The organism is Sphingomonas trueperi (assembly GCF_040545965.1).
In the GTDB taxonomy this organism is placed as follows: Bacteria; Pseudomonadota; Alphaproteobacteria; order Sphingomonadales; family Sphingomonadaceae; genus Sphingomonas; species Sphingomonas trueperi_C.
In genome coordinates this window covers 157,681-180,064 of the sequence record NZ_JBEPMV010000005.1, presented here as the reverse complement: position 1 = coordinate 180,064, position 22,384 = coordinate 157,681, and the positions used below count along the sequence as shown (strand labels likewise).

Genomic DNA, 22,384 nt, shown 5'->3' with positions numbered 1-22,384 from the left:
GTTGTCAGTTCAGGCGAACTGTTGGGTTAAGCAAGTGAGTTTCTTCTCTCAAATTGCGCAGAGCTTCTGCTTGAGAGTCAAAATGGCGGTCTGACCGGAGATAGACTCCATCTCCGTCTACCACTTCCCACTGCCATGAACCTCGATTGTCGAGGAAGATGTCTGCGTTCATGATTTGTCCTTCAATGATGGTGAATGGCTACATCCCAATCATGAAGAAGCCGTCGTATGAAGGATTCGAGAGTCTGACCGCCTTTTCGGTCTATTCTTCCGCCGTCCTGAATTGCCTCAAAAACCATGACTTCCGTGTCTTCGTGTAGCCCGCCCAATCAAGCTGATTGTTCTTCGCCTCCTTTCTACTGCGTGAAAATTGCTCGCGGCCGAGGCTTGCCTCGGCCGCGAGCAAGCTCGCTGGTTACTCCGCCGCGATCCCCGCCTTGGCGAACATGTCGCCTTCGATCGCGTCCTCGTTGGCGATCGTGCTGGTCTTGGCCTGGCGGCGCTTGTCGAAGCTGTCCCACACCTCGTTCCACTGGCCGCGCGTCGCCGCCTTCGAATATTCGGTAGCGCGCGTCTCGAAGAAATTGGCGTGCTCGACGCCATTGAGCAGCGGGGCGAGCCAGGGCAGGGGATGCTCGTCGATCATGTAGATCGGCTTGAGGCCCAGCTGGCCCAGGCGCCAATCGGCGATGAAGCGGACATACTTCTTGATGTCCTTGGGCGTCATGCCGTTCACCGGGCCCATTTCGAACACCAGGTCGATGAACGCGTCCTCGATGCGCACGGTCTTCTGGCACATGTCCAGAATGTCGTCGCGCACGCTCGGCGTCATGCAGTTCCGCTCCTTGCAGAAGGTGTGGAACAGCTTGATGATGCCCTCGCAGTGCAGGCTCTCGTCGCGGATCGACCAGGTGACGATCTGGCCCATGCCCTTCATCTTGTTGAAGCGCGGGAAGTTCATCAGCATCGCGAAGCTGGCGAACAGCTGCAGGCCCTCGGTGAAACCGCCGAACATCGCCAGCGTCTTGGCGATATCCTCGTCGGTATCGACACCGAAGGTGCTCAGATAGTCGTGCTTGTCCTTCATCTCCTTGTACTGGAGGAAGGCGCTGTACTCGGTCTCGGGCATGCCGATCGTGTCGAGCAGGTGGCTGTACGCCGCGATGTGCACCGTCTCCATGTTGGAGAAGGCGGTGAGCATCATCTTGATCTCGGTCGGCTTGAACACGCGGCCGTACTTCTCGTGGTAGCAATCCTGCACTTCCACGTCGGCCTGGGTGAAGAAGCGGAAGATCTGGGTGAGCAGGTTGCGCTCGTGATCGGTCAGCTTCTGCGCCCAGTCGCGGCAATCCTCGCCCAGCGGCACTTCCTCCGGCAGCCAGTGGACCTGCTGCTGGCGCTTCCAATATTCATAGGCCCAGGGATATTCGAAGGGCTTATAGGTCTTGCGGGCTTCGAGAAGCGACATTGAGGATACTCCGGCAGAATTCTTAAACTTGAAAATGGGCGGCGACGGAGGTCATGTGACCCCTCCCGCACTCGCAAAGGCCAGCGCGAAGCCGGTGAGGAACAGGCCGAGCGCGACCAGCATCATGCCGCCGATCCGCAGCGCATAGGTCGCCGGCTCGCTGGCCTCCAAGCGCAGCAGCCCCCGCGCCGCAGAGGGGCGGAGGAGGACGATCAGTCCTGCCGTGCCCGAAGCGATGCCGAGGCCGGCCTGGAGGGCAAGCGTGCGTGTCATTGGTCGATTACCCGTCCGCGGACGGTTTTCATCCCATCGCGCACCACGACGCGCTCGCGATAGACGACCTTGCGGCCACCCTGTGCGCCGACGCCGAGGAACACCACGCCGATGAAGAAGCCGAAATCATACCAGCCGCCATTGTTGGGCACCGCATAGACCGCGACCTCCGGGAACAGCAGCGACAGCCCCCAGGCGACGGGGAAGATGAAGCCGTGCCACAGCCCGAGCAGGAAGCCCGGGGCTTGCGGGGCGACCGCGCTCGGCACCTGGTGTGCGCAGGCGGCGAGCAGGGCGAGGGGGGCAAGGGCGAAGGCGGTGCGGATCTTCATGCGGCTATCCCTGCGTATGGCAGACGTCCCTTGGTGCAATGTGCATCGTTTCGCGACCGCGTGCGTTCGGTGCGCGAACCCCAAGTAGGAGAAGACCCATGGCAGATCTGAGCGCAATCAAGGAGCATATGGAAGTCATCGGCGCGGACGGCGTCCATGTCGGCACCGTCGACCATGTCGATGGCGACCGCATCAAGCTCACCAAGAAGGATTCGGGTGCGCAGGTCGAAGGCGCCACCGGCAGCCATGAAGGGCACCACCACTATCTCCCCGGCGGCCTGGTCGCTGAAGTCGAGGGCGACAAGGTCCGCCTGTCGGCCAATGCCGACGTTGCGGCCGAGCTGTTCGAAGAAGAGGCGTAACGCCGCGGGCGGTGAGGAGGCACATGCCTTCCTCACCGCTTCCTCTCGTGCCTCAGCACGAGCCCCTGCCTCTCCCGATGCGGGAGAGGAGGGCAAGAGGGTGGACCGCCGCTGCATCGCCGAGGTTCACTGGCAGGCCAGGCATTCGTCGTAATCGGTCGATTCGCCCAGATCGAACTTGGGCTTCTCGATCGTGTTGTCGGCCTCGACCCCGCCCGCAAAGCCGGCGCGCTGCACCGACTTCGAGCGCAGATAGTAGAGCGACTTGATGCCCAACTCCCAGGCGCGGAAGTGGAGCATCAGCAGGTCCCACTTTTCCACGTCCGCCGGGATGAACAGGTTGAGCGACTGCGCCTGATCGATGAACGGCGCGCGATCGCCCGCCAGTTCCAGGATCCAGCGCTGGTCGATCTCGAAGCTGGTCTTGTACGTGTCCTTCTCTTCCGGCGTCAGGAAGTCGAGGTGCTGGACCGAGCCGCCCTGCTCGAGGATCGAATTCCACACCGCGTCGGAATTCTTCGACTTCTCCTTGAGCAGCTTCTCCAGATACGGATTGCGCACCGAGAAGGAGCCGCTGAGCGTCTTGTGGGTGTAGATATTGGCCGGGATCGGCTCGATGCAGGCGCTGGTGCCGCCGCAGATGATCGAGATCGACGCGGTCGGCGCGATCGCCATCTTGCAGCTGAAGCGCTCCATCACGCCCATGTCGGCGGCGTCCGGGCAAGGCCCGCGCTCGACGGCGAGTGCCATCGAGGCTTCGTTCACCTGTGCGCTGACATGCTTGAAGATGCGCATATTCCAGCTCTTCGCCATCGCGCCTTCGAACGGAATGCCGCGCGCCTGAAGGAAGCTGTGGAAGCCCATCACGCCGAGGCCGACCGAGCGCTCGCGCGCTGCCGAATAGCGGGCACGGGCCATCTCGTCGGGCGCGCGCTCGATATAGTCGGTCAGCACATTGTCGAGGAAGCGCATCACGTCCTCGATGAACAGCTTGTCCTTGTTCCACTCGTCCCAGGTTTCGAGGTTGAGCGAGGACAGGCAGCAAACCGCGGTGCGATCATTGCCGAGATGGTCGCGGCCGGTGGGCAGCGTGATCTCCGAGCACAGGTTCGAGGTCGAGACCTTGAGGCCCAGATCGCGGTGGTGCTTCGGCATGGTCGAGTTCACGTGATCCGAGAACACGATGTACGGCTCGCCGGTGGCGAGGCGGGTTTCGACCAGCTTCTGGAACAGCGCGCGCGCATCCACCGTGGCGCGAACCGAGCCGTCCTTCGGGCTCTTCAGCTGCCATTCGGCGCCGTCGCGCACCGCTTCCATGAACGCGTCGGGGATCAGCACGCCGTGGTGCAGGTTGAGCGCCTTGCGGTTGAAGTCGCCCGAGGGTTTCCGGATCTCGAGGAACTCTTCAATCTCGGGGTGCGAGATGTCGAGATAGCAGGCGGCCGAGCCGCGGCGCAGCGAGCCCTGCGAGATCGCCAGCGTCAGCGAATCCATCACGCGGACGAAGGGGATGATGCCGCTGGTCTTGCCGTTCAGGCCCACCGGCTCGCCGATGCCGCGCACGCTGCCCCAATAGGTGCCGATGCCGCCGCCGCGCGAGGCGAGCCAGACATTCTCGTTCCAGGTCTGGACGATGCCGTCCAGGCTGTCGGGCACCGAGTTGAGATAGCAGCTGATCGGCAGGCCGCGGCCCGTGCCGCCGTTCGACAGCACCGGGGTGGCCGGCATGAACCACAGCTTGGAGATATAGTCGTACAGGCGCTGGGCGTGCGCCTGGTCGTCGGCATAGGCCGAGGCGACGCGGACGAACAGGTCCTGATAGCTTTCGCCGGGGAGCAGATAGCGGTCCTTCAGCGTCTCCTTGCCGAAATCGGTGAGCAGCGCGTCGCGCGCATGATCGACCTCGACCGGATAGGGCTGCGGCACGATCGCCTTGCTGTCGAGCGCCTTGCTGGCGGGGGCGGCTTCGATGGTGGCGGTCTCGTTCACGCTGGTCTCACTATCTCTGAATTCCATACCTCGGACCCCTGTCTTCTGCATCAGGCAACAACCGACTCGGGGCACGGTAGCAATCGTAGCACCAGCCGGGTTTGCGCGAGAACAAAAAGTGTCCATCGGCCCGGCGCCCGGCACGAATTTACCCATGCCGCATTTGGGGATGCGAACGATGAGTTACCAGTGCTTGGGCTTGCCCCTTGGTGCGACCACTACAGATTGTGCCAATCCGAGTTCGGGCACAAGAGCGGAAATCACGGAGGATTGCAACGGCTCGTCGCTGAAATGACTCGGCTCGTGGCGCCGCCGCCGCCGTTGAAAGCGCGCGACGCACGGACCTTCCTTGCCTCCGCAAAAGGCAAGGGAACGAACATGGAACTGCAAATAAATTTTGGGGGATGAATCACTGCCGCCACAACCGCTGGTGGCTGTGACGGCACAAGCTGCACCATAGGCGCTATTTGATGGGCAGATACAGCTCGGTCACGGCCTCGTTCTCGGGCACATCGGGGAAGAAGGCGACGCGGCGGGCGAAGAGCGGGAAGTCGCCGGGTTCCTCACCGCTTTCCGGCAACCATTCACGGTAGAGGAAGAGTGCGGCGGGTTCGAGGTCGTCGGCTTGGCCCACTACCCGCAGCATCGCGCAGCGGCCGGCGGGGATCAGGCCGGGTTCGATGCCTTGAGCAGGGTCGGCCACGGGATGCGCGACACCGGCGCAGAGATCGAGGCGATAGTCTTCGGGCGGGGTGGTGCGCGGGTCGGTGTGGAAGATCGTGTAGGTGGCGCTCGCCGGCGGGCGGTGGCCGGTGGTCTTGCGCCAGGCGATGAAGCGGCGGATCGAATCACCCAGATGGGCGGGGTCGCCGCGGTGGGTGAGGAAGGCCACCGGGGTGGCGGGAAAGTCGAGCATCGTCACGTCGTCGGTGAATCGGTTCTGCATCGTCTGGCTCCTTGCTTGGGTGAGCGGCGCGAGGGCCGCGTGCCAGGGATGCCAGTCCGGCGCCGCGCGGAACTGCGAGGGTGCCTGGCCGAAGCGCTGGCGGAAGGCCCGGGCGAACGCCTCGGGCGCTTCATAGCCGGCGTCGAGCGCGATGCCGGTGATCGGCTCACCCGGCCGATAGGCAAGGCGGTACGAGGCCCGCTTCATCCGCACGAGCTGGACGTAGCGGTGCACCGACAGGCCGAACAGCGCGCTGAACTGGCGGTGGAAATGATGCTTCGAAAACGCCGCGACGCCCGCCAGCGTCGCCAGGTCGAGCTCCTCTTCGGCATGCGCGTCGACATGGTCGAGCACGCGCTGCATCCGGGCATGGTAGCGGGCGAGCGGCGTCTGCATCTTTTCCTCCGTGGCGACGCCTTCCTATGCGGCGGTGTGGCGGCCCGCCCGACTGATCTTGCCCTATGTTCCCGCGAGCAGGATTGCGCTTGGTTCGGCACAGGCTAGGCTGCCCGCGAACCAGACAAAAGGGGGATGCGATGCGAGCTTGGGGTGTGGCGATGCTGGCGCTGGCCGCCGCCAGTCCGGCGGTGGCGCAAGTGCAGGTCGAGGAGGTGCCGGCAACGAGGATCGCCGCCGATCTGGCGTCCGGCAGGACCAGCAGCGCCGCGGTGACGGCCGCCTATCTCGCCCGCATCGCGGCAATCGACGGAAAAGGGCCGACGCTGCGCGCGGTGATCGCGGTGAGCCCCGATGCGCTCGCCCAGGCGCGCGCCAGCGATGCGCGGCGCAAGGCGGGGAAGCCGCTGGGGCCGCTCGACGGCGTGCCAGTACTGATCAAGGACAATATCGAGACCAAGGAACTGCCGACCACCGCCGGCAGCCTCGCGCTCAAGGACAACCGCACCGGCCGCGATGCGCCGGTGGTGGCGCAGCTGCGCGCGGCGGGCGCGGTGATCCTCGGCAAGACCAACCTCAGCGAATGGGCGAACATCCGTTCGGACCATTCGATGAGCGGCTGGAGCGCGGTCGGCGGGCTGGTGCGCAATCCCTATGCGCTCGATCGCACCAGCTGCGGCTCGTCGAGCGGATCGGGCGCGGCGGCTGCGGCGAGCCTGGCGGCGGTGGCGGTGGGAACCGAGACCGACGGATCGGTGGTCTGTCCCTCGGCGATGAACGGGCTGGTCGGACTGAAGCCGACGCTGGGGCTGGTGAGCCGCACCCGTGTCGTGCCGATCAGCCACAGCCAGGATACGCCCGGGCCGATGGGGCGCAGTGTCGCTGATGTCGCGCTGCTCTTCTCCGCGATGGTGGGCGAGGATCCTGCCGATCCGGCGACCAAGGGCGCGAATGCCTATCGCAAGGATTACACGGCAGGCCTCACCGCCGATGCGCTGAAGGGCATGCGGATCGGCTATTGGCGACCGGAAATGGCGGACGATCTGGGGGCGCGCTTCGACAAGGCGCTGGGTGAACTGCGCGCCGCGGGGGCGACGCTGGTGGAGGTGAAGCTGCCCAAGCTCGACGGGTTGGGCGAGGCCGAGGGGCTGGTGCTTTATACCGAGCTCAAGGCCGATCTCGCCGCGTATCTCGCGACCACACCCGCCGCGGTGAAGGTGCGGACGCTGGCCGACGTGATCGCGTTCAACCAAGCGCATGCCGCCGACGAGATGGCATTCTTCGGCCAGGAAACCTTCCTCAAGGCCGAGGCGACCAAGGGTCTCGACGATCCCGACTACAAGGCGGCGCGGGTCAAGTCGCAGCGGCTGGCGGGGGCGGAGGGCATCGATGCGATGCTCAAGGCAGCGGGCGCGCAGGTGCTGGTCACGCCGACCTATGGCACGCCGTGGCTAAGCGATCCGGCGCATGGCGACCAGTTCGTCGGCCCCTCGGCGAGCGAGTTGCCGGCGGTATCGGGCTATCCGCACCTCACGGTGCCGATGGGGCTGGTGAACGGGCTGCCGGCCGGGCTGTCCTTCATCGGCACGGCCTATTCCGACGGGCTGCTGCTGCGCACCGGCTATGCGTACGAGCAGGCGAGCAAGGCGCGGGTGGCGCCGCAGTATCGCGCGACGATCCCGGCGGATCTCGGGCCGCGGGGGCGGTGAGGGGATGAACGCAAGTCCCTCCCCTTCAGGGGAGGGGTTGGGGTGGGGCTGTGTCTCACAGAGACCAACTTCTGGTCTGGAATCCCTCCACCCCCAACCCCTCCTCCGAGGAGGAGGGGCTTAAGTCAGGATCTTACCGCTCGCTCAGATAATAGCGCTCGACTTCCTTCAGGTCCGCGTCCAGCTCGTACACGATCGGCTGGCCGGTCGGGATTTCGAGGCTGACGATCTCGTCATCGGGAATGCCCGACAAATGCTTCACCAGCGCGCGCAGCGAGTTGCCATGCGCCGCGATCAGCACGCGCTTGCCGGCCTTGAGCTCGGGGACGATGCGCTGCTCCCAATAGGGCAGCACGCGGGCGATCGTGTCCTTCAGGCTTTCGGTCCGCGGGATCGGGATGCCGGCATAGCGCGGGTCCTTGGTCAGATCCCAGGGCGAGCCCGCCTCGGGGAGCGGCGGCGGCACGTCGAAGCTGCGGCGCCAGATCTTCACCTGCTCGTCGCCATGCTTGGCCGCAGTCTCCGCCTTGTCGAGCCCGGTCAGGCCGCCATAGTGGCGCTCGTTGAGGCGCCAGTCCTTTTCTTCGGGCAGCCACAGGCGATCCATCGCCTCCAGCGCGAGGTGCAGCGTCTTGATCGCGCGGCTCTGGAAGCTGGTGAAGCACTGGTCGAAATCGAGGCCCTTCTCCTTCATCAGCGTGCCGGCGGCGGTCGCCTCGCGCACGCCCTGCTCGGTGAGATCCACGTCCCACCAGCCGGTGAAGCGGTTTTCCAGGTTCCAGGCCGACTGGCCGTGGCGGATCAGGACGAGGGTGGGCATGGGCGATCTCCTTGTAACTGCGCGTCGCCGTCCTTAGCGAAAGGGGCGACAGGGACAAGCGCAGGAGACGACAAGCATGGCATTGGTTCGACAGACGCTGGTCTATGATGGCCCGGGCGGCCCATTCGAAGGCGTGGCGGCATGGGACGATGCGATTTCGGGCAAGCGCCCGGCGGTGCTGGTGCTGCCCAACATCCTTGGCCAGAAGGAAGAGGATAATGTGAAGGCCGATGCGCTGGCGGCGCTCGGCTATGTCGCGCTGGTCGCCGACGTGTACGGCCAGGGCAAGCGCACTACGCTCAGCGACCCGGAGGTCGGCCGCTACATGGCGGAGCTTAACGCCGACCGCGCGCTGCTCCGCGCCCGGCTGGAAGCGTCGCTGGCGGCGCTTTCGGAGCTTGAGCAGGCAGATAACACCCGCATGGCGGCGATCGGCTTCTGCTTCGGCGGCAAGTGCGTGCTCGACATGGCGCGCGCCGGGCTGCCCATCCTCGGCGGCGTCTCCTTCCACGGCGTCTATGATCGGCCCGATTATGCCAGCGTCTCGCCGATCACCGCCAAGCTGCTGGTCTGCCATGGCTGGGAAGACCCGATCGCCCCGCCCGAGGCGACCGTCGCGCTCGCGCAGGAGCTGACCGAGAGCGGCGCCGACTGGCAGCTCCACGCCTATGGCCATGCCGGCCATGCCTTCACTGATGTCAGCCGCAAGGGCGGCGACAATCCCAAGGTCGCCTTCGAGCCCAAGGCCGATCGCCGCAGCTGGCAGGCGATGACCATTTTCCTCGCCGAGCTGTTCGGATGAGATGAATCGTATCGCAGCCATCTGGAACGCCCTGATCGCGCGGATCAGCCCGCGCACCGTCGATATCGGCGAGTGCGTGGTCTCCGTGCTGCTGGCGATCCTGGTGGCGCATGCGATCGGCGGCGACAATGTCGCCTGGGCGGCGTTCGCCGGCTATATGGTCATGCGCGGCCATGCCAGCGAGACGGTGCTGCGCGGCCTGTTGCGGATCGTCGGCACCGTCGCGGGCGGACTGCTTGCGCTGGGCCTGGCGCCGCTCGTCGCGACCAGCTGGATGGGCAGCGCCCTTGCGATGATGGTGGTAGGCACGCTCAGCCTCTACCGCGCGCTTACCGCGCGGCGGGCTTATGCCTGGCTGTTCTTCGGCCTCACCTTCGCGATGGTGCTGCTCGACAAGATCGAGACGCCGGCGACGGCGCTCGACCAGTTCGTCCTCACCCGCATCCTGGAGACGGTGGCAGGGACGGTCGCCTGCGCGACGGTGAGTATCGTCTCGACTCTAACGCTGCGGCGACGCTGGCCGGCGCCGCCCACCCCGCCGCCGGTGATCACGCTATGGCACCCCGCCGCGTTCCGCCATGCTGCGCAGGCCGGCCTGGCGCTGGCGCTGCTGATCGGGGTGGCGCGTGCCCTGGCGCTGCCGGCCCTCGCCCAGAGCGCGGTGGGCGTGATGGCAGTGATGCTGGTGCCGGTCCATGGGCTCGGCGCGGGCGGGCTGGTGCCGGTGAGCGCGCGGCTGGCCCAGCGCTTCGTCGGTTGCCTCGCCGGGGCGGCGCTGTCGGCGGCCTGCCTGTTCCTCGCCCAGGGCCATGCGCCGGTGCTGGTCGCGGGCACGGCGCTTGGCGTCGCGATCGGGCGGAGCATCGAGAACGGGCCGCACAGCTATCGCTATGTCGGTACCCAGTTCACGCTCGCCGTACTCGTGATGCTGGTGCCGGACAGCTATGCCGATGGCGACGTGCTGCCGGGCGTCGAGCGGCTGATCGCCGTGCTGATCGGCATGGCCGTGCTGGAGCCGGTGCTGCTCGCCGGCCACTGGCTCGGCCCCCGCCGCCTCCCGGTCACGCCCAGCCGGCAGGGACTGGACGAGCCCGGCGGCGTGTGAGTCTCGCGACCGCAGCAAAAAGGCAACGTCACGCCAGTTTTATCGAAACGCCGCCGAACTGAAACATCGCGACCCTAGCCGCCCCCCAGCTTGCAACCGCAACATCAGACCTGGGGGGTCGCCACATGAAGTTCCACCACGCACTCCGCGCGACGGTTTCCGTCGCCGCCTTCCTCACCGCCGCCGCCGCGCTGCCCGCGCAGGCGCAGGACACCAGCAGCGTCGCCGCCGACGACCAGGGGGGCAGCGACAGTGAAACCGCCAGCACCATCGTCGTTACCGCGAAGACGACGCGCTCGGCGACCGCGATCTCGTCCGAGGAGATCCAGAAGATCCTGCCGGGCGTCTCGCCGCTCAAGGCGATCCAGACGCTGCCGGGCGTGCTCTACATCACCGCCGATCCCTGGGGGAACAACGAGCAGAACGCCCAGATCTTCATCCACGGCTTCAACTTCCAGCAGCTCGGCTACACGATGGACGGGATCCCGCTCGGGGATCAGAGCTACGGCAACTATAACGGCCTGTCGCCGCAGCGCGCGGTGATCTCGGAGAATGTCGGCCGCGTGGTGGTGACCACCGGCGCCGGCGATCTCGGCACCGCGTCCACCAGCAACCTGGGCGGCACGGTCGAGACCTTTTCGGCCGATCCGGCCAAGACGCTGGGCGGCACCTTCAACCAGACGGTGGGCAGCTACGGCACCTCGCGCACCTATCTGCGGCTCGACAGCGGCGCCTTCGGCCCGGGCGGCGAGAACAGCGCCTATGTGTCCGGCGTCCGCCAGCGCGCCCGCGCCTGGGACTTCAACGGCATCCAGGGCGGCTGGCAGGCCAATGCCAAGCTCGTCCATGACAATGCCGCCGGCAAGCTGACCCTGTTCTTCGACTATTCCGACAAGAAGGAGCCGAACGAGGACGCAACCAGCTTCTTCCAGCCTTCGCCGGGCAAGACCGCGACCGCCGCGCAGCTCTACACCCCGCGGACCCGCCCCTTCTTCTATTCGGACCTCGCCGGCATGCGCGCCTATATGGACGCCTTCGGCAATACGCCGGCCGCGCAGGGCGGCAATTATCGCAACTATTACTCGGATGCGCAGCGCACCGACTATCTGACCTATGCCCGCTACGACGCCAAGCTGGGCGACCGGATCACCTGGTCCAACACGGGCTATTATCATCATAACGACGGCGTCGGCGTGGTGGCGGGGCCGCTCGGCCAGTCGATCACGGTGATCCAGGCCTATCTCGACCCCAATTATGGCAAGGGCCCGAAGTACGGGACCAACGCCAATGCCTCGGCGGCGCTGGTCGCGGCGACGGGCGGTTCGGGCCTGGTGACCCGCACCACGGAATATCGTATCGATCGCGAAGGCGGCATCTCCGACCTCGATCTCGATTTCGGCGCGCACCAGGTCCAGCTCGGCGCCTGGTTCGAGCATAACAGCGCGACCCAGTGGCGCCGCTGGTACGGGCTCGACGTCAACAACCCCGTTTCCAGCAGCCCCTATATCCGCCCGTCCAACCCGCTGTTCACCCAGTATCAGGGCGAGGCGCGCGTCAACGTCCTGCAGCTCCATGTGCAGGACGCGTGGAAGGTGAACGAGCAGCTGCGCGTCGAGGCCGGCGTGAAGACCAGCGCGCAATGGGCGAACGGCTGGTTCCCGGTGCAGCCCAAGGCAGGCTCGCTCTCGGGGCTGACCGGCAACCTGCCGAGCGGCCGGATCAACACCAAGAACTGGTTCCTGCCTTCGGTTGGCGCGACCTATGACCTCAACGGCCATGAGCAGCTCTACTTCAACGTCCAGAAGAACCTGCACCAATATATGGCCTATCTGGGCGGCGGCTCGCTCTCGCCCTGGTTCACCGGCAGCCAGTCGGCGTTCGACGCCTTCGCCCAGCAGGGCAAGCCCGAGACGAGCTGGACCTATGAAGGCGGCGTGCGCACGCATCGCAGCTTCGATGGCGTCCTGAGCGGGCTCGACGCGCAGGTGAACTATTACCACGTCACCTTCAGCAACCGCCTGCTGGCGATCAGCACCAACCCGGGCGGCATCGCCGGCGGCGCGATCACCGGCGGCACCTCGATCCTGGTCAACGTGGGCAGCGTGCACACCGACGGCGTCGACGCCGCCTTCACGCTGCACTTCGGCCGGGCGCTGTCGCTGTACAACGCCACTTCGTACAACAGCTCGACCTACCAGAGCGATTACAGCTCCACCGCAGCCGGCATCGGCGCGGCCGTGCCGGGCTGCATCGGCGGCGGCGTGGTGACCGGCGGCGTGGTGCCGACCTGCGGCAAGCAGGTACCAGGCTCGCCCAAGTGGATGAACAAGTCGGTCGCGACACTGTCGCTCGGCGCGTTCGAGGCGCAGGTGACCGGCGACTATGTCGGCCGCCGCTATGCGACCTATGCCAACGACACCAGCGTGAAGTCCTATTTCCTCACCTCGCTGCGAATCGCCGCCAAGCTGCCGGCGGAGATGGTGCGGCTAAAGAAGGGCGAACTGAGCCTCAACGTCACCAACCTGGCGGACGTCGGCGGCTGGTCGACCATTTCGGTGGGTTCGGCGACCAACAGCTATTCGCTGTACCCGATCGCCCCGCGCCAGTGGTTCCTGACCTTCTCGGCCGGGTTCTGAGATGGTTAGAGGGTGGGGGCGCGTGTCACCCTCACCCTCCCCACCGCCTTCGGCGGCGGGTCCCCTCCCTCTCCCAAAGGGAGAGGGCGCTTATTCCCTCTCCCTTTGGGAGAGGGAGGGAGCCGCGCAGCGGCGGAAGGGTGAGGGCGATCCGGCGATCGCGCCTCAGTGGACGAAGCGCGCCACCACGTCGCGGTAGGAGCGCGAGACCTTCACCTGCGCGCCCGAGTTGAGCACCAGGAAGCACTCGCCATTGGTGTGCGGCTTGACCTGGCGGACCAGGTCGAGATTGACGATGGTCGAGCGGTGGACGCGCTGGAAGCGGCGCGGATCGAGCCGCTTTTCCAGATCCTTCATCGTCTCGCGCAGGATCAGCGTGTTGTCGCCGGTGTAGATGCACATGTAATCGCCGGCGGCGTCGATCCGCTCGATCGTGTCGACGTCGACGCGGAAGATCTGGCCGCGATCCTTGATGTTGATCAGCTTCTCGAAGCGGCTGGAGGCCGGCTCCGTGCCGTCACCGGTAGCGATGTCGTCCACGGCGTCCGGCGCGACTTCGGCCAGCACTTCCTTGAGCTTCTCCACTTCCTCCACGCCGCGCTTCTCGGCGAGGCGCTGGCGGACGCGGTCGAGCGTGTCGGCGAGGCGCGAGGGCTCCACCGGCTTCATCAGGTAATCGACCGCCTGCGCCTCGAAGGCGCGGATGGCGTGGTCGGAATAGGCGGTGACGAAGACGAACAGCGGCGGTTCGACCTCCATCAGGCCCTGGATCACCGAGAACCCGTCGAACCCCGGCATCTGGATGTCGAGGAAAACGAGGTCGGGCTTGTGCGTCTTGATCGATCGGATGGCTTCGCGGCCATTGGAGCATTTGTCGATGATTTCGACATCCTCATGCTCCTGCAGCCGGAGCTCGAGCCCCTGAATCGCCAGGGATTCGTCGTCAACGAGGATGGTACGGATGGTCATGCGGCCTCTCGGTTCGGTTCCTCAAGCTGGAACGGTATTTCGATCTCAACGCTGAAACCTTCCCCAGGTTTCGTTCGCGTCTCGAAACGATGGTCAGGCCCGAAAGCCTGAACCAGCCGTTCCCTGATATTGGCGAGCCCCACGCCGGTGGAGAGCGTCGGCCGTGGACGCGCTTCGATCAATCCCGGACCCGTATCGGACACGGCGATCTGCACCCTATCACCGGTGAGCCGAGCCGAAACGATGATATCGGCGCCGTCCTCCTGGGTGCTGACGGCATATTTGATCGCATTCTCGACCAGCGGCTGGAGCAGCAGCGAGGGCAGCCGGCCCTTGGCGACGCGCGGGTCGAGATCGAAATGCATGCGCAGCCGCTCGTCGAAGCGCATCTTCTCGATCTCGAGATAGAGCTTCAGCGTCTCGATCTCCTGCGCCAGCGTGACGTGCGCGGTCGGCTCGTTGGCCAGCGTGTAGCGCAGGAAGGAGGAGAGGCGCGACAGCATGATGTTCGCCTTCTCGGTCTGCTTGAGCAGCACCAGCGTCGAGATCGAGTTCAGCGTGTTGAACAGGAAATGCGGGTTGAGCTGGTAGCGCAGCATCGCCAATTGCGCGCTCGACGCCTGGTTCTCCAGTATCTGCATCTGGTCGATCTGCTGCTCGACGATCAGATAGAAATTGATCCCGAAATAGAGCGCCGACCAGCCCGCCAGCACCGTGAAGGTGAGAAAGCTGTAGCCGATAACGCGCGCGACGGTGATCCCCGCCTCGGCCGCGGTGAACGAATAGGTGAAGGCCTCCAGCACCGCATAGATCAGCGTCGCCGCGCCCAGCGTGGCGAGAGTGAGCAGCACCGCGGGGATGCGCGGCAGGCGGCGGTAGAAGCCGTAGAGAGCCGAGAGCAGCAGCGTCAGGCAATAGCCGACGATCGCCTCGATGATTGCCTTGATCAGCCCTTCGACCGAAAATCCGTTCGAGATCGAAGATACCGAGCGCAGCAGCAGATAGCCGCTCCAGCCGGTCGCCTGGAGAATCCAGAAGGCCCGGCCCTTGTCTTCGAAGAAGGGACGCGAAAACAGGTCGGGCTTGGAAAGGCCCAAGGTCCGGGTGTTGGTCTGCGGAAGCGAAGTCTTTGCCACGCTGCGCCTGTACCATCGGGACGGCGAGGGGGCAAAAAAAATGCCGGGCGCGCTGGGCGCCCGGCATTCTGAAAGGATCGGTCGTGCCGCTTAGAAGGTGAAGCGGGCGCCGATGCGGATCGAGTAGAGCGACTGGTTCGCGTAGATCTGATCGCTCGGCGCGGTGAAGTTGGCCGAGCCACCCACCGGCGAGTAGCGATACTGGGCGCAGGGCTGCGCCGCGCTGGTCGCGACGGTGCCCGCACCATCGGCGTTGCCCTTGGTGGTCAGGCACTGCACCCGGACCGTCGCCACGTTGTATGGGAACACGTACTCGCGGGTCTGGCCCCACTTCTTGTTGAGGAAGTTGGTGAAGTTCTCGATGTCGCCGAAGAGGGTGACCCGCGACTTGCCCAGGCCGGTCGGCAGTTCCTGCGAAACGTGCAGATCGATGCGGGTAAACCACTTGGAGTGGAACGCGTTACGCGGCGCGACCTGGCCACGATACTTGCCGAGACCCGAAGCGTCGATAAACGCGTTCACCGCATCGCGGACCGCCGGGGTGCTGTACGAAACCAGCGGATCGTTCACCGTCGGCACGTACATCAGATAGCGGTTGCCGCCAGTACCGGTGCCCGAGCTGACACCGGTGGTGCCGAACACCGACGAACGGCCGCTGCCGAAGTCCTGGAAGGTATAGCTGTACGGGTGACCGATGCGCGATTCGCCGAACAGCGCAAAGGTGGTCTTGTAGTCACCGAAGAACGCGTGCTCGTAGTTCAGGCTGTACTTGAAGAAGTACTTCACCTGATCGTTCGAGATGCCATACGCAACGTTGTTGGGGTCTACGAAAGAGCCGTTGCTGTAGTTCGAACCCGCGGTCGACGAGGTCGCCGGCGACTGATCCTTCACGTCCTGATAGGTGAAGCTACCATTGATGTTGAGACCGAAATCCCAGGTCTTGTCGACACGGGCGACGCCGATAAGCGCGCGGCCCTTGCTGGTATTGGTCAGCAGGATGTCGGTGTTGGTGTTGGTGCTCGCGGCGCCATCGATGATGTTCTGATAGCGCTGGCGACCATCCGGCGTCAGCGAGCCCGCGATCGGCTGCGAACGGATGTCGGTGAAGTACACCTGGTCGCGAACCTTCGAGTAGAGGAAGTCGGCGCCGAAGGTCCAGCCGCTCACGGTGTATTCGCCGCTCAGCGTCGCACGCCACTGCGAGGGCAGCTTGAAGTGCGGATCGATCGCGTTGACGGGGGCGTTGGTGGCCACCGTCGCGTTGGTCAGCAGCGTGTTCACCGCGCCGGGGATCGAGGTCCCGGTGACGCCGGAGAGCGCGGCGTTGCCGATGGTGGCATCGGTCGTCGCGCCCGAGAAGCCGGTGGCCGTGCGGTTGATGTTGATCGAGTTGGTCAGAACGCCGGTGTTGGAGAAGCTGTTCGACACATAGACGTCGGGGGTGCCGCCGCCGAAGATGCCGCCGCCGCCGCGAATGCTCACGCGCGGGAGCGGCTTCCAGTCGAAGCCGACGCGCGGCTGGAAGAGGCCGAGACCGGAGATGTTGGCGTTGTTGGCGCCGATGGTCTGGAGCTGGCCGTTGACGATCGCACCGGCGGCATAGCGCGCCGTGTAGGCCGCGCTGCGCGCCGGGAGATCGTGCATGCCGTACAGGTCATAACGCATGCCGTAGCTGATGTTCAGCGTCGGGGTGACGCGCCAGGAATCCATGACACCGAAGGTGTAGCTCTGGTACGAGAAGTTCGATGCCGCGTCGTTCGGGACCAGCGACGGGATCGCGTTCCCATAGGTGATCGAGTTGGCGGTCTTGTTCTGCAGGTCGGCGATCGAGTCGAAATAATAGTTGCCGGCGCTGTTCTGCAGGAAGGAGTTGAAGACGTTCACGAACGCAACTTCGCTGAAGATGCGCAGGTCGTGGTCGTTCTTGGTCACACGCGCCTGGAACATGCCGCCCCAGGTGTCGGTCTTCAGCTGGTTGGTCTGGCGCGAGTTGTCCGGGCCGAACGAGACGATCGCTGCGTTGTTGTCGCAGGCGGTCAGCGAACCGGTCGAGGTCTCGTTGGCGCAGACGCGGAACTGGGCGAAGCCGCGGCCGAACAGCGGATCCTGGATGCGCGTGTAGTTCTTGTAGAACACGCGTGCTTCGGTCGAGAAGTCATCCGCCCAGTCGGAGTTCAGCTGCACCACGCCGGTGTGCAGGCGGTTGCCCTGGATATAGGCGTTCGACGCCAGGCCCAGGCCCGTCGGCGCGTTGGTGAAGGTGTTGTTGAGCAGGTTGATCGCGTCGTTGGCGTAGGTGTACGTCACCGACAGGCGCTGCTTGTCGCTGATGTTCGCGTCCAGGCGGGCGACGACGCGGTCGTCCTTATCGCCCGAATCGTGCAGCACGCCGCCGGTATTGTAGTTGTAGACGCTCTTGGCGATCGCACTGATGCGATCCACCTGCGCCTGGGTGACACCCGGGATCACGGTGCCGCCATTGTTGTCCACCGGGCCTTCGACGATCGGACGGCCGCCGCGCAGGCGCTCACCGGCGACCATGAAGAACAGCTTGTCCTTGATGATCGGGCCGCTCAGTTCGGCGCCATAATTGTCGACGTGGAACTTCGGCACGTTGACGGTGACGTCCTTGGTCTTGCTGCCGACGAACGAGTCGCCGGACCGCGCGTAGAAGCCGGTTCCGTGGAAATCGTTGGTGCCCGACTTCAGGACGATATTGATCGCGCCGCCCTGGAAATTGCCTTCGCGCACGTCGTAGGGCGCGACCTTGGCCTGGAACTGGCCGATCGCGTCGAACGGAATGGGCGAGCGGCGGCTGGGCAGGCCATCGGTGTTGAGACCGAAATTGTCGGTGATCGGCACGCCGTCGACACTGAAGCGGTTGTAGCGCGCATTCTGACCCGCGAACGAGATCGCGCGGCCGCCCGTCGGCGTGTCATCCAGGCGCGCGAACGGGTCGCGACGCGACAGGTCGCGGATGTCGCGGTTGAGGCTGGCGACGTTGGCGATCTGCTCGGCCGTGAGCACCGTGGCGGGGCCCTGCGAGATGGAGCGAGCACCGCGAACGGTGCTGGCCGTCACGACGATGTCCTGGCCCTCTGCGACGAGTTCGACCGGGAGATCGAACGACTGCGCGGCCACCGTGTAGATGTCCGTGACCGACGCGCTCGAATAATTCGGCGCGGTGACTTCAACGGTGTACGGGCCGCCGGTGCGAAGACCGGTCAGGCTGAAGTTGCCGCTGGCGTCGGTGCGTGCCGTGGAGCGGGTTCCCGATGCGGAATTGGTCGCCACGACAGCCGCATCGGCGACCGGTGCGCCGTTGGCGGTCACGGTGCCGCGAATCGTCGAGGTGGTTTCCTGCGCATGGGCTGCAACCGGAATGAGCAGCGCGGCAGCGGCCACGCCTGCAAGATAGTGCGTTCGCATCGAGAGTTCCCTTTTTTAGCCTGTGGCTACCAGTCGTGGCGCTTTGCGCGCCATCTGTCTGGCTGCCCCCTGCTTGGCTTTGATTGCGGAATTGTGACAGTCAATACGTGCGCAACGTTCCACTATGGTGCGTTGCAAAAAGGCATCACTCGGAAGCGCTTACGATTGCCAGCCAGTCGCTCTCGCTGATCACCCGAATCCCGAGATCCGCGGCCTTTTTCAGCTTCGAACCGGCGCCCGGCCCAGCGATCACCAGGTCCGTCTTGGCGGAGACCGAACCGGACACGCGCGCACCCAGTCGCTCGGCCTGCGCCTTGGCTTCGTCGCGGCTCACCGCTTCGAGCGTTCCGGTGAAGACCAAGGTCTTGCCGGTCACTTCCGAGTCGCGCGATTCGACAACGAAGGGCGGCGGCGCCACTTCGCGCAGCAGGTCGCTCCAGACGGTACGGTTATGCGGCTCGTGGAAGAAGTCCGCCAGCGCATGGCCGACGGCGGCGCCGACATTCTCGACGCCGATCCGCTCGGCGATCGCCTTGTCCAGCCGGGTGCGGTGCTTGGCTTCGGTCTCGCCGAGCTGGAGCGGCGTGGCGTCGCGCAGGGCAATCAGCTCGTCGGCGAGCGCTTCCAGCGCCGACAGGGTGACGTAGCGCTTGAGCAGGTCCCGCGCGGTGATCGCACCGATGTGGCGAATGCCGAGCCCGAACAGCAGCCGCGCCGCATCGGGCGCGCGCTTCGCCTCGATCGCGGCGAGCAGGCCGTCGACCGATTTTTCCTGCCAGCCTTCGCGGCCGAGCAGTGCGTCGCGGTGCTGCGCCAGGCGGAAGATGTCGGCCGGCTCGGCGATCCAGCCCAGGTCGAGCAGCTCGATCAGCGTCTTCTCGCCCAGCCCGTCGATGTCGAGCGCGCCGCGACTGACGAAATGCTTCAAGCGCTCCAGCCGCTGCGCCGGGCAGATCAGCCCGCCGGTGCAGCGGACGTCAACTTCGCCTTCCTCGGCCACCGCTTCGGACTGGCAGATCGGGCAGTGGCTGGGGAAGTGCCAGTCCGCGCGGGGTTCGTCGCGGGTGAGATTTTCGACGATCTGCGGGATCACGTCGCCGGCGCGCTGGAGCACGACTCGGTCACCGGGGCGCACGCCCAGCCGCGCGATCTCGTCGGCATTGTGCAGCGTCGCATTGCTGACGACGACGCCGCCCACCGTCACCGGCTCCAAGCGCGCCACCGGCGTGAGCTTGCCGGTGCGGCCGACCTGGATGTCGATCGCCTGGAGCGTGGTCTGCGCGCGCTCGGCGGGGAATTTGTGGGCAAGGCCCCAGCGCGGCGCGCGGCCGACATAGCCGAGCCGTTCCTGCCAATCGAGCCGGTCGACCTTGTAGACGACGCCGTCGATGTCGAAGGGCAGGTCGGCGCGGCGAGTCTCGATCGCGCGATACTGGGCGAGCGCATCCTCCAGCGTGGGCGCGCGGACGAACAGGTCGGAGACCGGGAAGCCCCAAGCGCGGATCCGATCGATCGCCTCGTACTGCTTGTCGGCCAGCGGTTCGCTCAGCTCGCCCCAGCCCCAGGCGAGGAAGCGCAAGGGGCGCGTCGCGGTGACGGCGGCGTCCTTCTGACGCAGCGAGCCGGCGGCGGCGTTGCGCGGATTGGCGAACTGGCGCGCTTCCTTGCCGGTCTCCTCGGCTTCGAGGAGCAGTCGCGCGTTGAGCGCCGCAAAATCGGCCTTAGCCATATAGACTTCGCCGCGCACCTCGCAGACCGGCGGCGCGCCTTCGATGCGGTGGGGGATGTCTCGAATCGTGCGGACATTGGGCGTCACGTCCTCCCCGATCCGGCCGTCCCCGCGGGTAAGGGCCTGCACCAGCACGCCGTTTTCGTAGCGCAGCGAGCAGGAGAGGCCGTCGATCTTGGGCTCGGCGGTGAGTTCCACCGGCGCATCGTCGGCCAGCTTGAGGAAACGGCGCACGCGGCCGAGGAAGTCCGCCACGTCCTCGTCGGCAAAGCCGTTGTCGAGGCTGAACATCTGCCGCGCATGCGCCACCTTGGCGAGCGGCCCCGACGGCGTCGCGCCGATCTGGCGCGAGGGCGAATCGGCGCGGACCAGATCCGGGAAAGCGGCTTCGATCGCAGTGTTGCGGCGGACCAGCGCGTCGAAGTCCGCGTCGCTGATCTCGGGCGCGTCGGCGTCGTGATAGCGGCGGTTGTGGTGCGCGATCTCGGCGGCGAGCTTTTCCAGCTCGGCGGCGGCTTCCTCAGGCGTACGGGGCAGCGTCATGGGCCCGCGCTAGGGGATCGGGGCGGTTGATCGCAAGGGGCTTTGCGGCCATCAGCCGCTGCCATGCGTATTGCGACGATGGCCAAGCTGCTCGTTGGACTCCTGCTCTGGATCGTGGTGGCCTTGTGTCTGTTCCTGACGCTGGTGCCGCCGTTTCTCGACCGCATCTATTACCGCGGCGCGGAGACGGCGCATTTCGATGGCGCACACTTCGCTAACCCCGACGGCGAGACCGCGCCGGTGCCGGCGCTGGGGTTCGCCTTCCTCGCGCATCGGCTTGCCAATGCCAGCCGGCAGCCGCCCTGGCCGGCCAGCGTGCCCGTGAACCCGGCACGCCCTGCCGCACGCATCGAGGGGCAGGCGATGAAGGTCACCTGGATCGGTCATGCCAGCGTGCTGATCCAGACCCAGGGGCTCAATATCCTCACCGATCCGGTCTGGAGCGACGTGGCGGGGCCGTTCGGCATCGGCCCCAAGCGGGTGGCGGTGCCCGGCGTGCGGCTGGCGGATCTGCCCAGGATCGACCTGATCGTGGTCAGCCATAACCATTATGACCATCTCGACCTCGCGACGCTCAAGACGATCTGGCAGCGCGACCGCCCGGTGGTCGTAACCGGGCTCGGCAACGACAGCGTGATCGGGCAGGCAGGCGTGCCGGCGCGCGGACTGGACTGGGGGCAGCGACTGGCCTTGCGGCCCGGCATCGATGTTGTCGTCACACGCAACCATCACTGGAGCAGCCGCTGGTTCGCCGATCGCAATCGCGCGCTATGGTCGAGCTTCGTGGTGACGTTGCCGGGCGGCAACCTGTTCTTTGCGGGCGACACCGGTTGGGGCGACGGCAAATGGCCGGCCGAAGCCGCCGCGCTCGGTCCGGTGCGGTTTGCGGCGATCCCGATCGGCGCCTTCCGCTTCAAGCCTGGCCAGATGGCGGCGGATGCGCATATCGGTCCGCGCGACGCAATCCGGGTGTGGGACGGGCTCGGCCGGCCTTGGGCGTTGCCGATTCATTGGGGCACCTTCCGCCTCTCTTGGGAAGCCTATCGCACCCCGCCGGACATGCTGGCCGCGATGCTGCGCTGTGGCGGAACGAGCGGCGATCGCTTCGTCGATCATGCTATCGGCCGCAGCTTCGACGTGCCCGCGATCGGCACCCCGCCGCGCGCGCCGGACGACCAGGGCATCGCCACGTGCCGCGCCGAGGGGCGCTTCGACCGTTTCCGCTGAGGTTGAGACGCTTCGTAACCGTTCCTAAGAAGGGTCGAGGGCGGGGACGGATGCACGACGGTAGCGGCGCAGGGGGCCAACTCGGAACGAATGGAAAGCAGATCGCCAAGGCGCTGGCGGCCGGCAGCACGCTGGGCGGGCTGCTGATCCTGCTGCTGCTGATCGCGGCGGGGCAGCGCGCGCCGCTGGCGCTGCTGGCGGGCTGGGCCGTCGGCACGCTGTTCGCGGGTCTGGCGCTTGCGGCGGTCGGCGGGCCGATCTGGCTGCTGCTGCACGCGATCGGGTTGCGGCGGGGCCGCTATGCCGCCGCGGTGACGGGACTGCTCGGGCTTGGCCTGTTCGTCGGCGCGCAGAGCGGCGAGGGCATGTTCAGCCTGGCGCCGATCGACACGCGCAGCTGGCTGCTGGGGCTGGCGTTCAAGCTCGCGCAAGCCGCGGCGGTGACGCTGCTCGCGGGCGGGATCGGCTTTGGCATGTGGCGCATTGCGTACCGCCCGACACCCTGATCGCCCA

18 protein-coding genes are annotated in these 22,384 nt (G+C 66.0%); 7 read left to right on the top strand and 11 right to left on the bottom strand.

Annotation, left to right across the window (positions count from 1 at the left end):
• Nucleotides 1-4: 4 nt before the first annotated feature.
• The 4 genes from ABIC35_RS15805 to ABIC35_RS15790 form a co-directional block, all read right to left on the bottom strand.
• Nucleotides 5-172, bottom strand: coding sequence for a hypothetical protein (locus ABIC35_RS15805; protein ID WP_183049292.1), 168 nt, complete (start codon nucleotides 170-172; stop codon nucleotides 5-7).
• A gap of 243 nt (nucleotides 173-415) precedes the next feature.
• On the bottom strand, nucleotides 416-1,468 hold the full coding sequence (locus tag ABIC35_RS15800) for a ribonucleotide-diphosphate reductase subunit beta (RefSeq protein ID WP_064310348.1): 1,053 nt from the start codon (nucleotides 1,466-1,468) through the stop codon (nucleotides 416-418).
• Nucleotides 1,469-1,519: 51 nt separating this feature from the next.
• On the bottom strand, nucleotides 1,520-1,741 hold the full coding sequence (locus ABIC35_RS15795; protein ID WP_121073370.1) for a hypothetical protein: 222 nt from the start codon (nucleotides 1,739-1,741) through the stop codon (nucleotides 1,520-1,522).
• Nucleotides 1,738-2,073 carry a hypothetical protein gene (locus tag ABIC35_RS15790; protein WP_121073373.1) on the bottom strand — a complete coding sequence of 112 codons (336 nt, stop codon included), beginning with the start codon at nucleotides 2,071-2,073 and terminating at the stop codon, nucleotides 1,738-1,740. The genes ABIC35_RS15795 and ABIC35_RS15790 overlap by 4 nt, the downstream gene beginning before the upstream one ends.
• 98 nt (nucleotides 2,074-2,171) lie before the next feature.
• Between ABIC35_RS15790 and ABIC35_RS15785 the strand changes: the two genes are divergently transcribed.
• Complete coding sequence (locus ABIC35_RS15785) at nucleotides 2,172-2,435, top strand: DUF2171 domain-containing protein (protein WP_084583816.1); 264 nt, start codon at nucleotides 2,172-2,174, stop codon at nucleotides 2,433-2,435.
• Between the two features lie 126 nt (nucleotides 2,436-2,561).
• Here ABIC35_RS15785 and ABIC35_RS15780 read toward each other — a convergent pair whose 3' ends face one another.
• Nucleotides 2,562-4,451, bottom strand: coding sequence for a ribonucleoside-diphosphate reductase subunit alpha (locus tag ABIC35_RS15780; protein WP_121073376.1), 1,890 nt, complete (start codon nucleotides 4,449-4,451; stop codon nucleotides 2,562-2,564).
• 436 nt (nucleotides 4,452-4,887) lie between these two features.
• A complete protein-coding gene (locus tag ABIC35_RS15775; RefSeq protein WP_121073379.1) occupies nucleotides 4,888-5,766 on the bottom strand; it encodes an AraC family transcriptional regulator in 879 nt (292 codons plus the stop codon).
• Between the two features lie 161 nt (nucleotides 5,767-5,927).
• Here ABIC35_RS15775 and ABIC35_RS15770 point away from each other — a divergent pair, with 161 nt between their 5' ends.
• A complete protein-coding gene (locus tag ABIC35_RS15770; RefSeq protein ID WP_183049467.1) occupies nucleotides 5,928-7,475 on the top strand; it encodes an amidase in 1,548 nt (515 codons plus the stop codon).
• A gap of 133 nt (nucleotides 7,476-7,608) precedes the next feature.
• Here the strand turns inward: ABIC35_RS15770 and gpmA are convergent, their stop codons facing one another.
• Nucleotides 7,609-8,295: a 2,3-diphosphoglycerate-dependent phosphoglycerate mutase gene (gene gpmA / locus ABIC35_RS15765; RefSeq protein ID WP_121073385.1), complete on the bottom strand. Its 687-nt coding sequence runs from the start codon at nucleotides 8,293-8,295 to the stop codon at nucleotides 7,609-7,611.
• 76 nt (nucleotides 8,296-8,371) lie between these two features.
• On the opposite strand from gpmA, the gene ABIC35_RS15760 reads away from it, so the two are divergent.
• The 3 genes from ABIC35_RS15760 to ABIC35_RS15750 all read left to right on the top strand — a co-directional run bounded on the left by ABIC35_RS15760 (nucleotide 8,372) and on the right by ABIC35_RS15750 (nucleotide 12,838).
• A complete protein-coding gene (locus ABIC35_RS15760) occupies nucleotides 8,372-9,097 on the top strand; it encodes a dienelactone hydrolase family protein (RefSeq protein ID WP_121073388.1) in 726 nt (241 codons plus the stop codon).
• A gap of 1 nt (nucleotide 9,098) precedes the next feature.
• On the top strand, nucleotides 9,099-10,202 hold the full coding sequence (locus ABIC35_RS15755) for an FUSC family protein (RefSeq protein WP_354278510.1): 1,104 nt from the start codon (nucleotides 9,099-9,101) through the stop codon (nucleotides 10,200-10,202).
• A gap of 125 nt (nucleotides 10,203-10,327) precedes the next feature.
• Nucleotides 10,328-12,838, top strand: a complete 2,511-nt coding sequence (locus tag ABIC35_RS15750) for a TonB-dependent receptor (RefSeq protein ID WP_121073391.1) — start codon at nucleotides 10,328-10,330, stop codon at nucleotides 12,836-12,838.
• A 165-nt stretch (nucleotides 12,839-13,003) separates the two neighbouring features.
• On the opposite strand, the gene ABIC35_RS15745 is transcribed toward ABIC35_RS15750, so the two are convergent.
• The 4 genes from ABIC35_RS15745 to ligA form a co-directional block, all read right to left on the bottom strand.
• Nucleotides 13,004-13,807 (bottom strand): LytR/AlgR family response regulator transcription factor, encoded by an 804-nt coding sequence (locus ABIC35_RS15745; RefSeq protein WP_121073394.1) that lies wholly within the window; start codon nucleotides 13,805-13,807, stop codon nucleotides 13,004-13,006.
• Nucleotides 13,804-14,943 (bottom strand): sensor histidine kinase, encoded by a 1,140-nt coding sequence (locus ABIC35_RS15740; protein ID WP_183049293.1) that lies wholly within the window; start codon nucleotides 14,941-14,943, stop codon nucleotides 13,804-13,806. The genes ABIC35_RS15745 and ABIC35_RS15740 overlap by 4 nt, the downstream gene beginning before the upstream one ends.
• A gap of 90 nt (nucleotides 14,944-15,033) precedes the next feature.
• Nucleotides 15,034-18,372, bottom strand: a complete 3,339-nt coding sequence (locus ABIC35_RS15735; RefSeq protein ID WP_121073401.1) for a TonB-dependent receptor — start codon at nucleotides 18,370-18,372, stop codon at nucleotides 15,034-15,036.
• A 145-nt stretch (nucleotides 18,373-18,517) separates the two neighbouring features.
• Nucleotides 18,518-20,644, bottom strand: coding sequence for an NAD-dependent DNA ligase LigA (ligA, locus tag ABIC35_RS15730; protein WP_121073404.1), 2,127 nt, complete (start codon nucleotides 20,642-20,644; stop codon nucleotides 18,518-18,520).
• A 63-nt stretch (nucleotides 20,645-20,707) separates the two neighbouring features.
• Between ligA and ABIC35_RS15725 the strand changes: the two genes are divergently transcribed.
• Both ABIC35_RS15725 and ABIC35_RS15720 read left to right on the top strand, forming a co-directional pair.
• Nucleotides 20,708-21,871, top strand: coding sequence for an MBL fold metallo-hydrolase (locus ABIC35_RS15725; RefSeq protein ID WP_354278509.1), 1,164 nt, complete (start codon nucleotides 20,708-20,710; stop codon nucleotides 21,869-21,871).
• Nucleotides 21,872-21,921: 50 nt separating this feature from the next.
• Nucleotides 21,922-22,377 carry a hypothetical protein gene (locus tag ABIC35_RS15720; RefSeq protein ID WP_121073407.1) on the top strand — a complete coding sequence of 152 codons (456 nt, stop codon included), beginning with the start codon at nucleotides 21,922-21,924 and terminating at the stop codon, nucleotides 22,375-22,377.
• Nucleotides 22,378-22,384 lie beyond the last annotated feature (7 nt).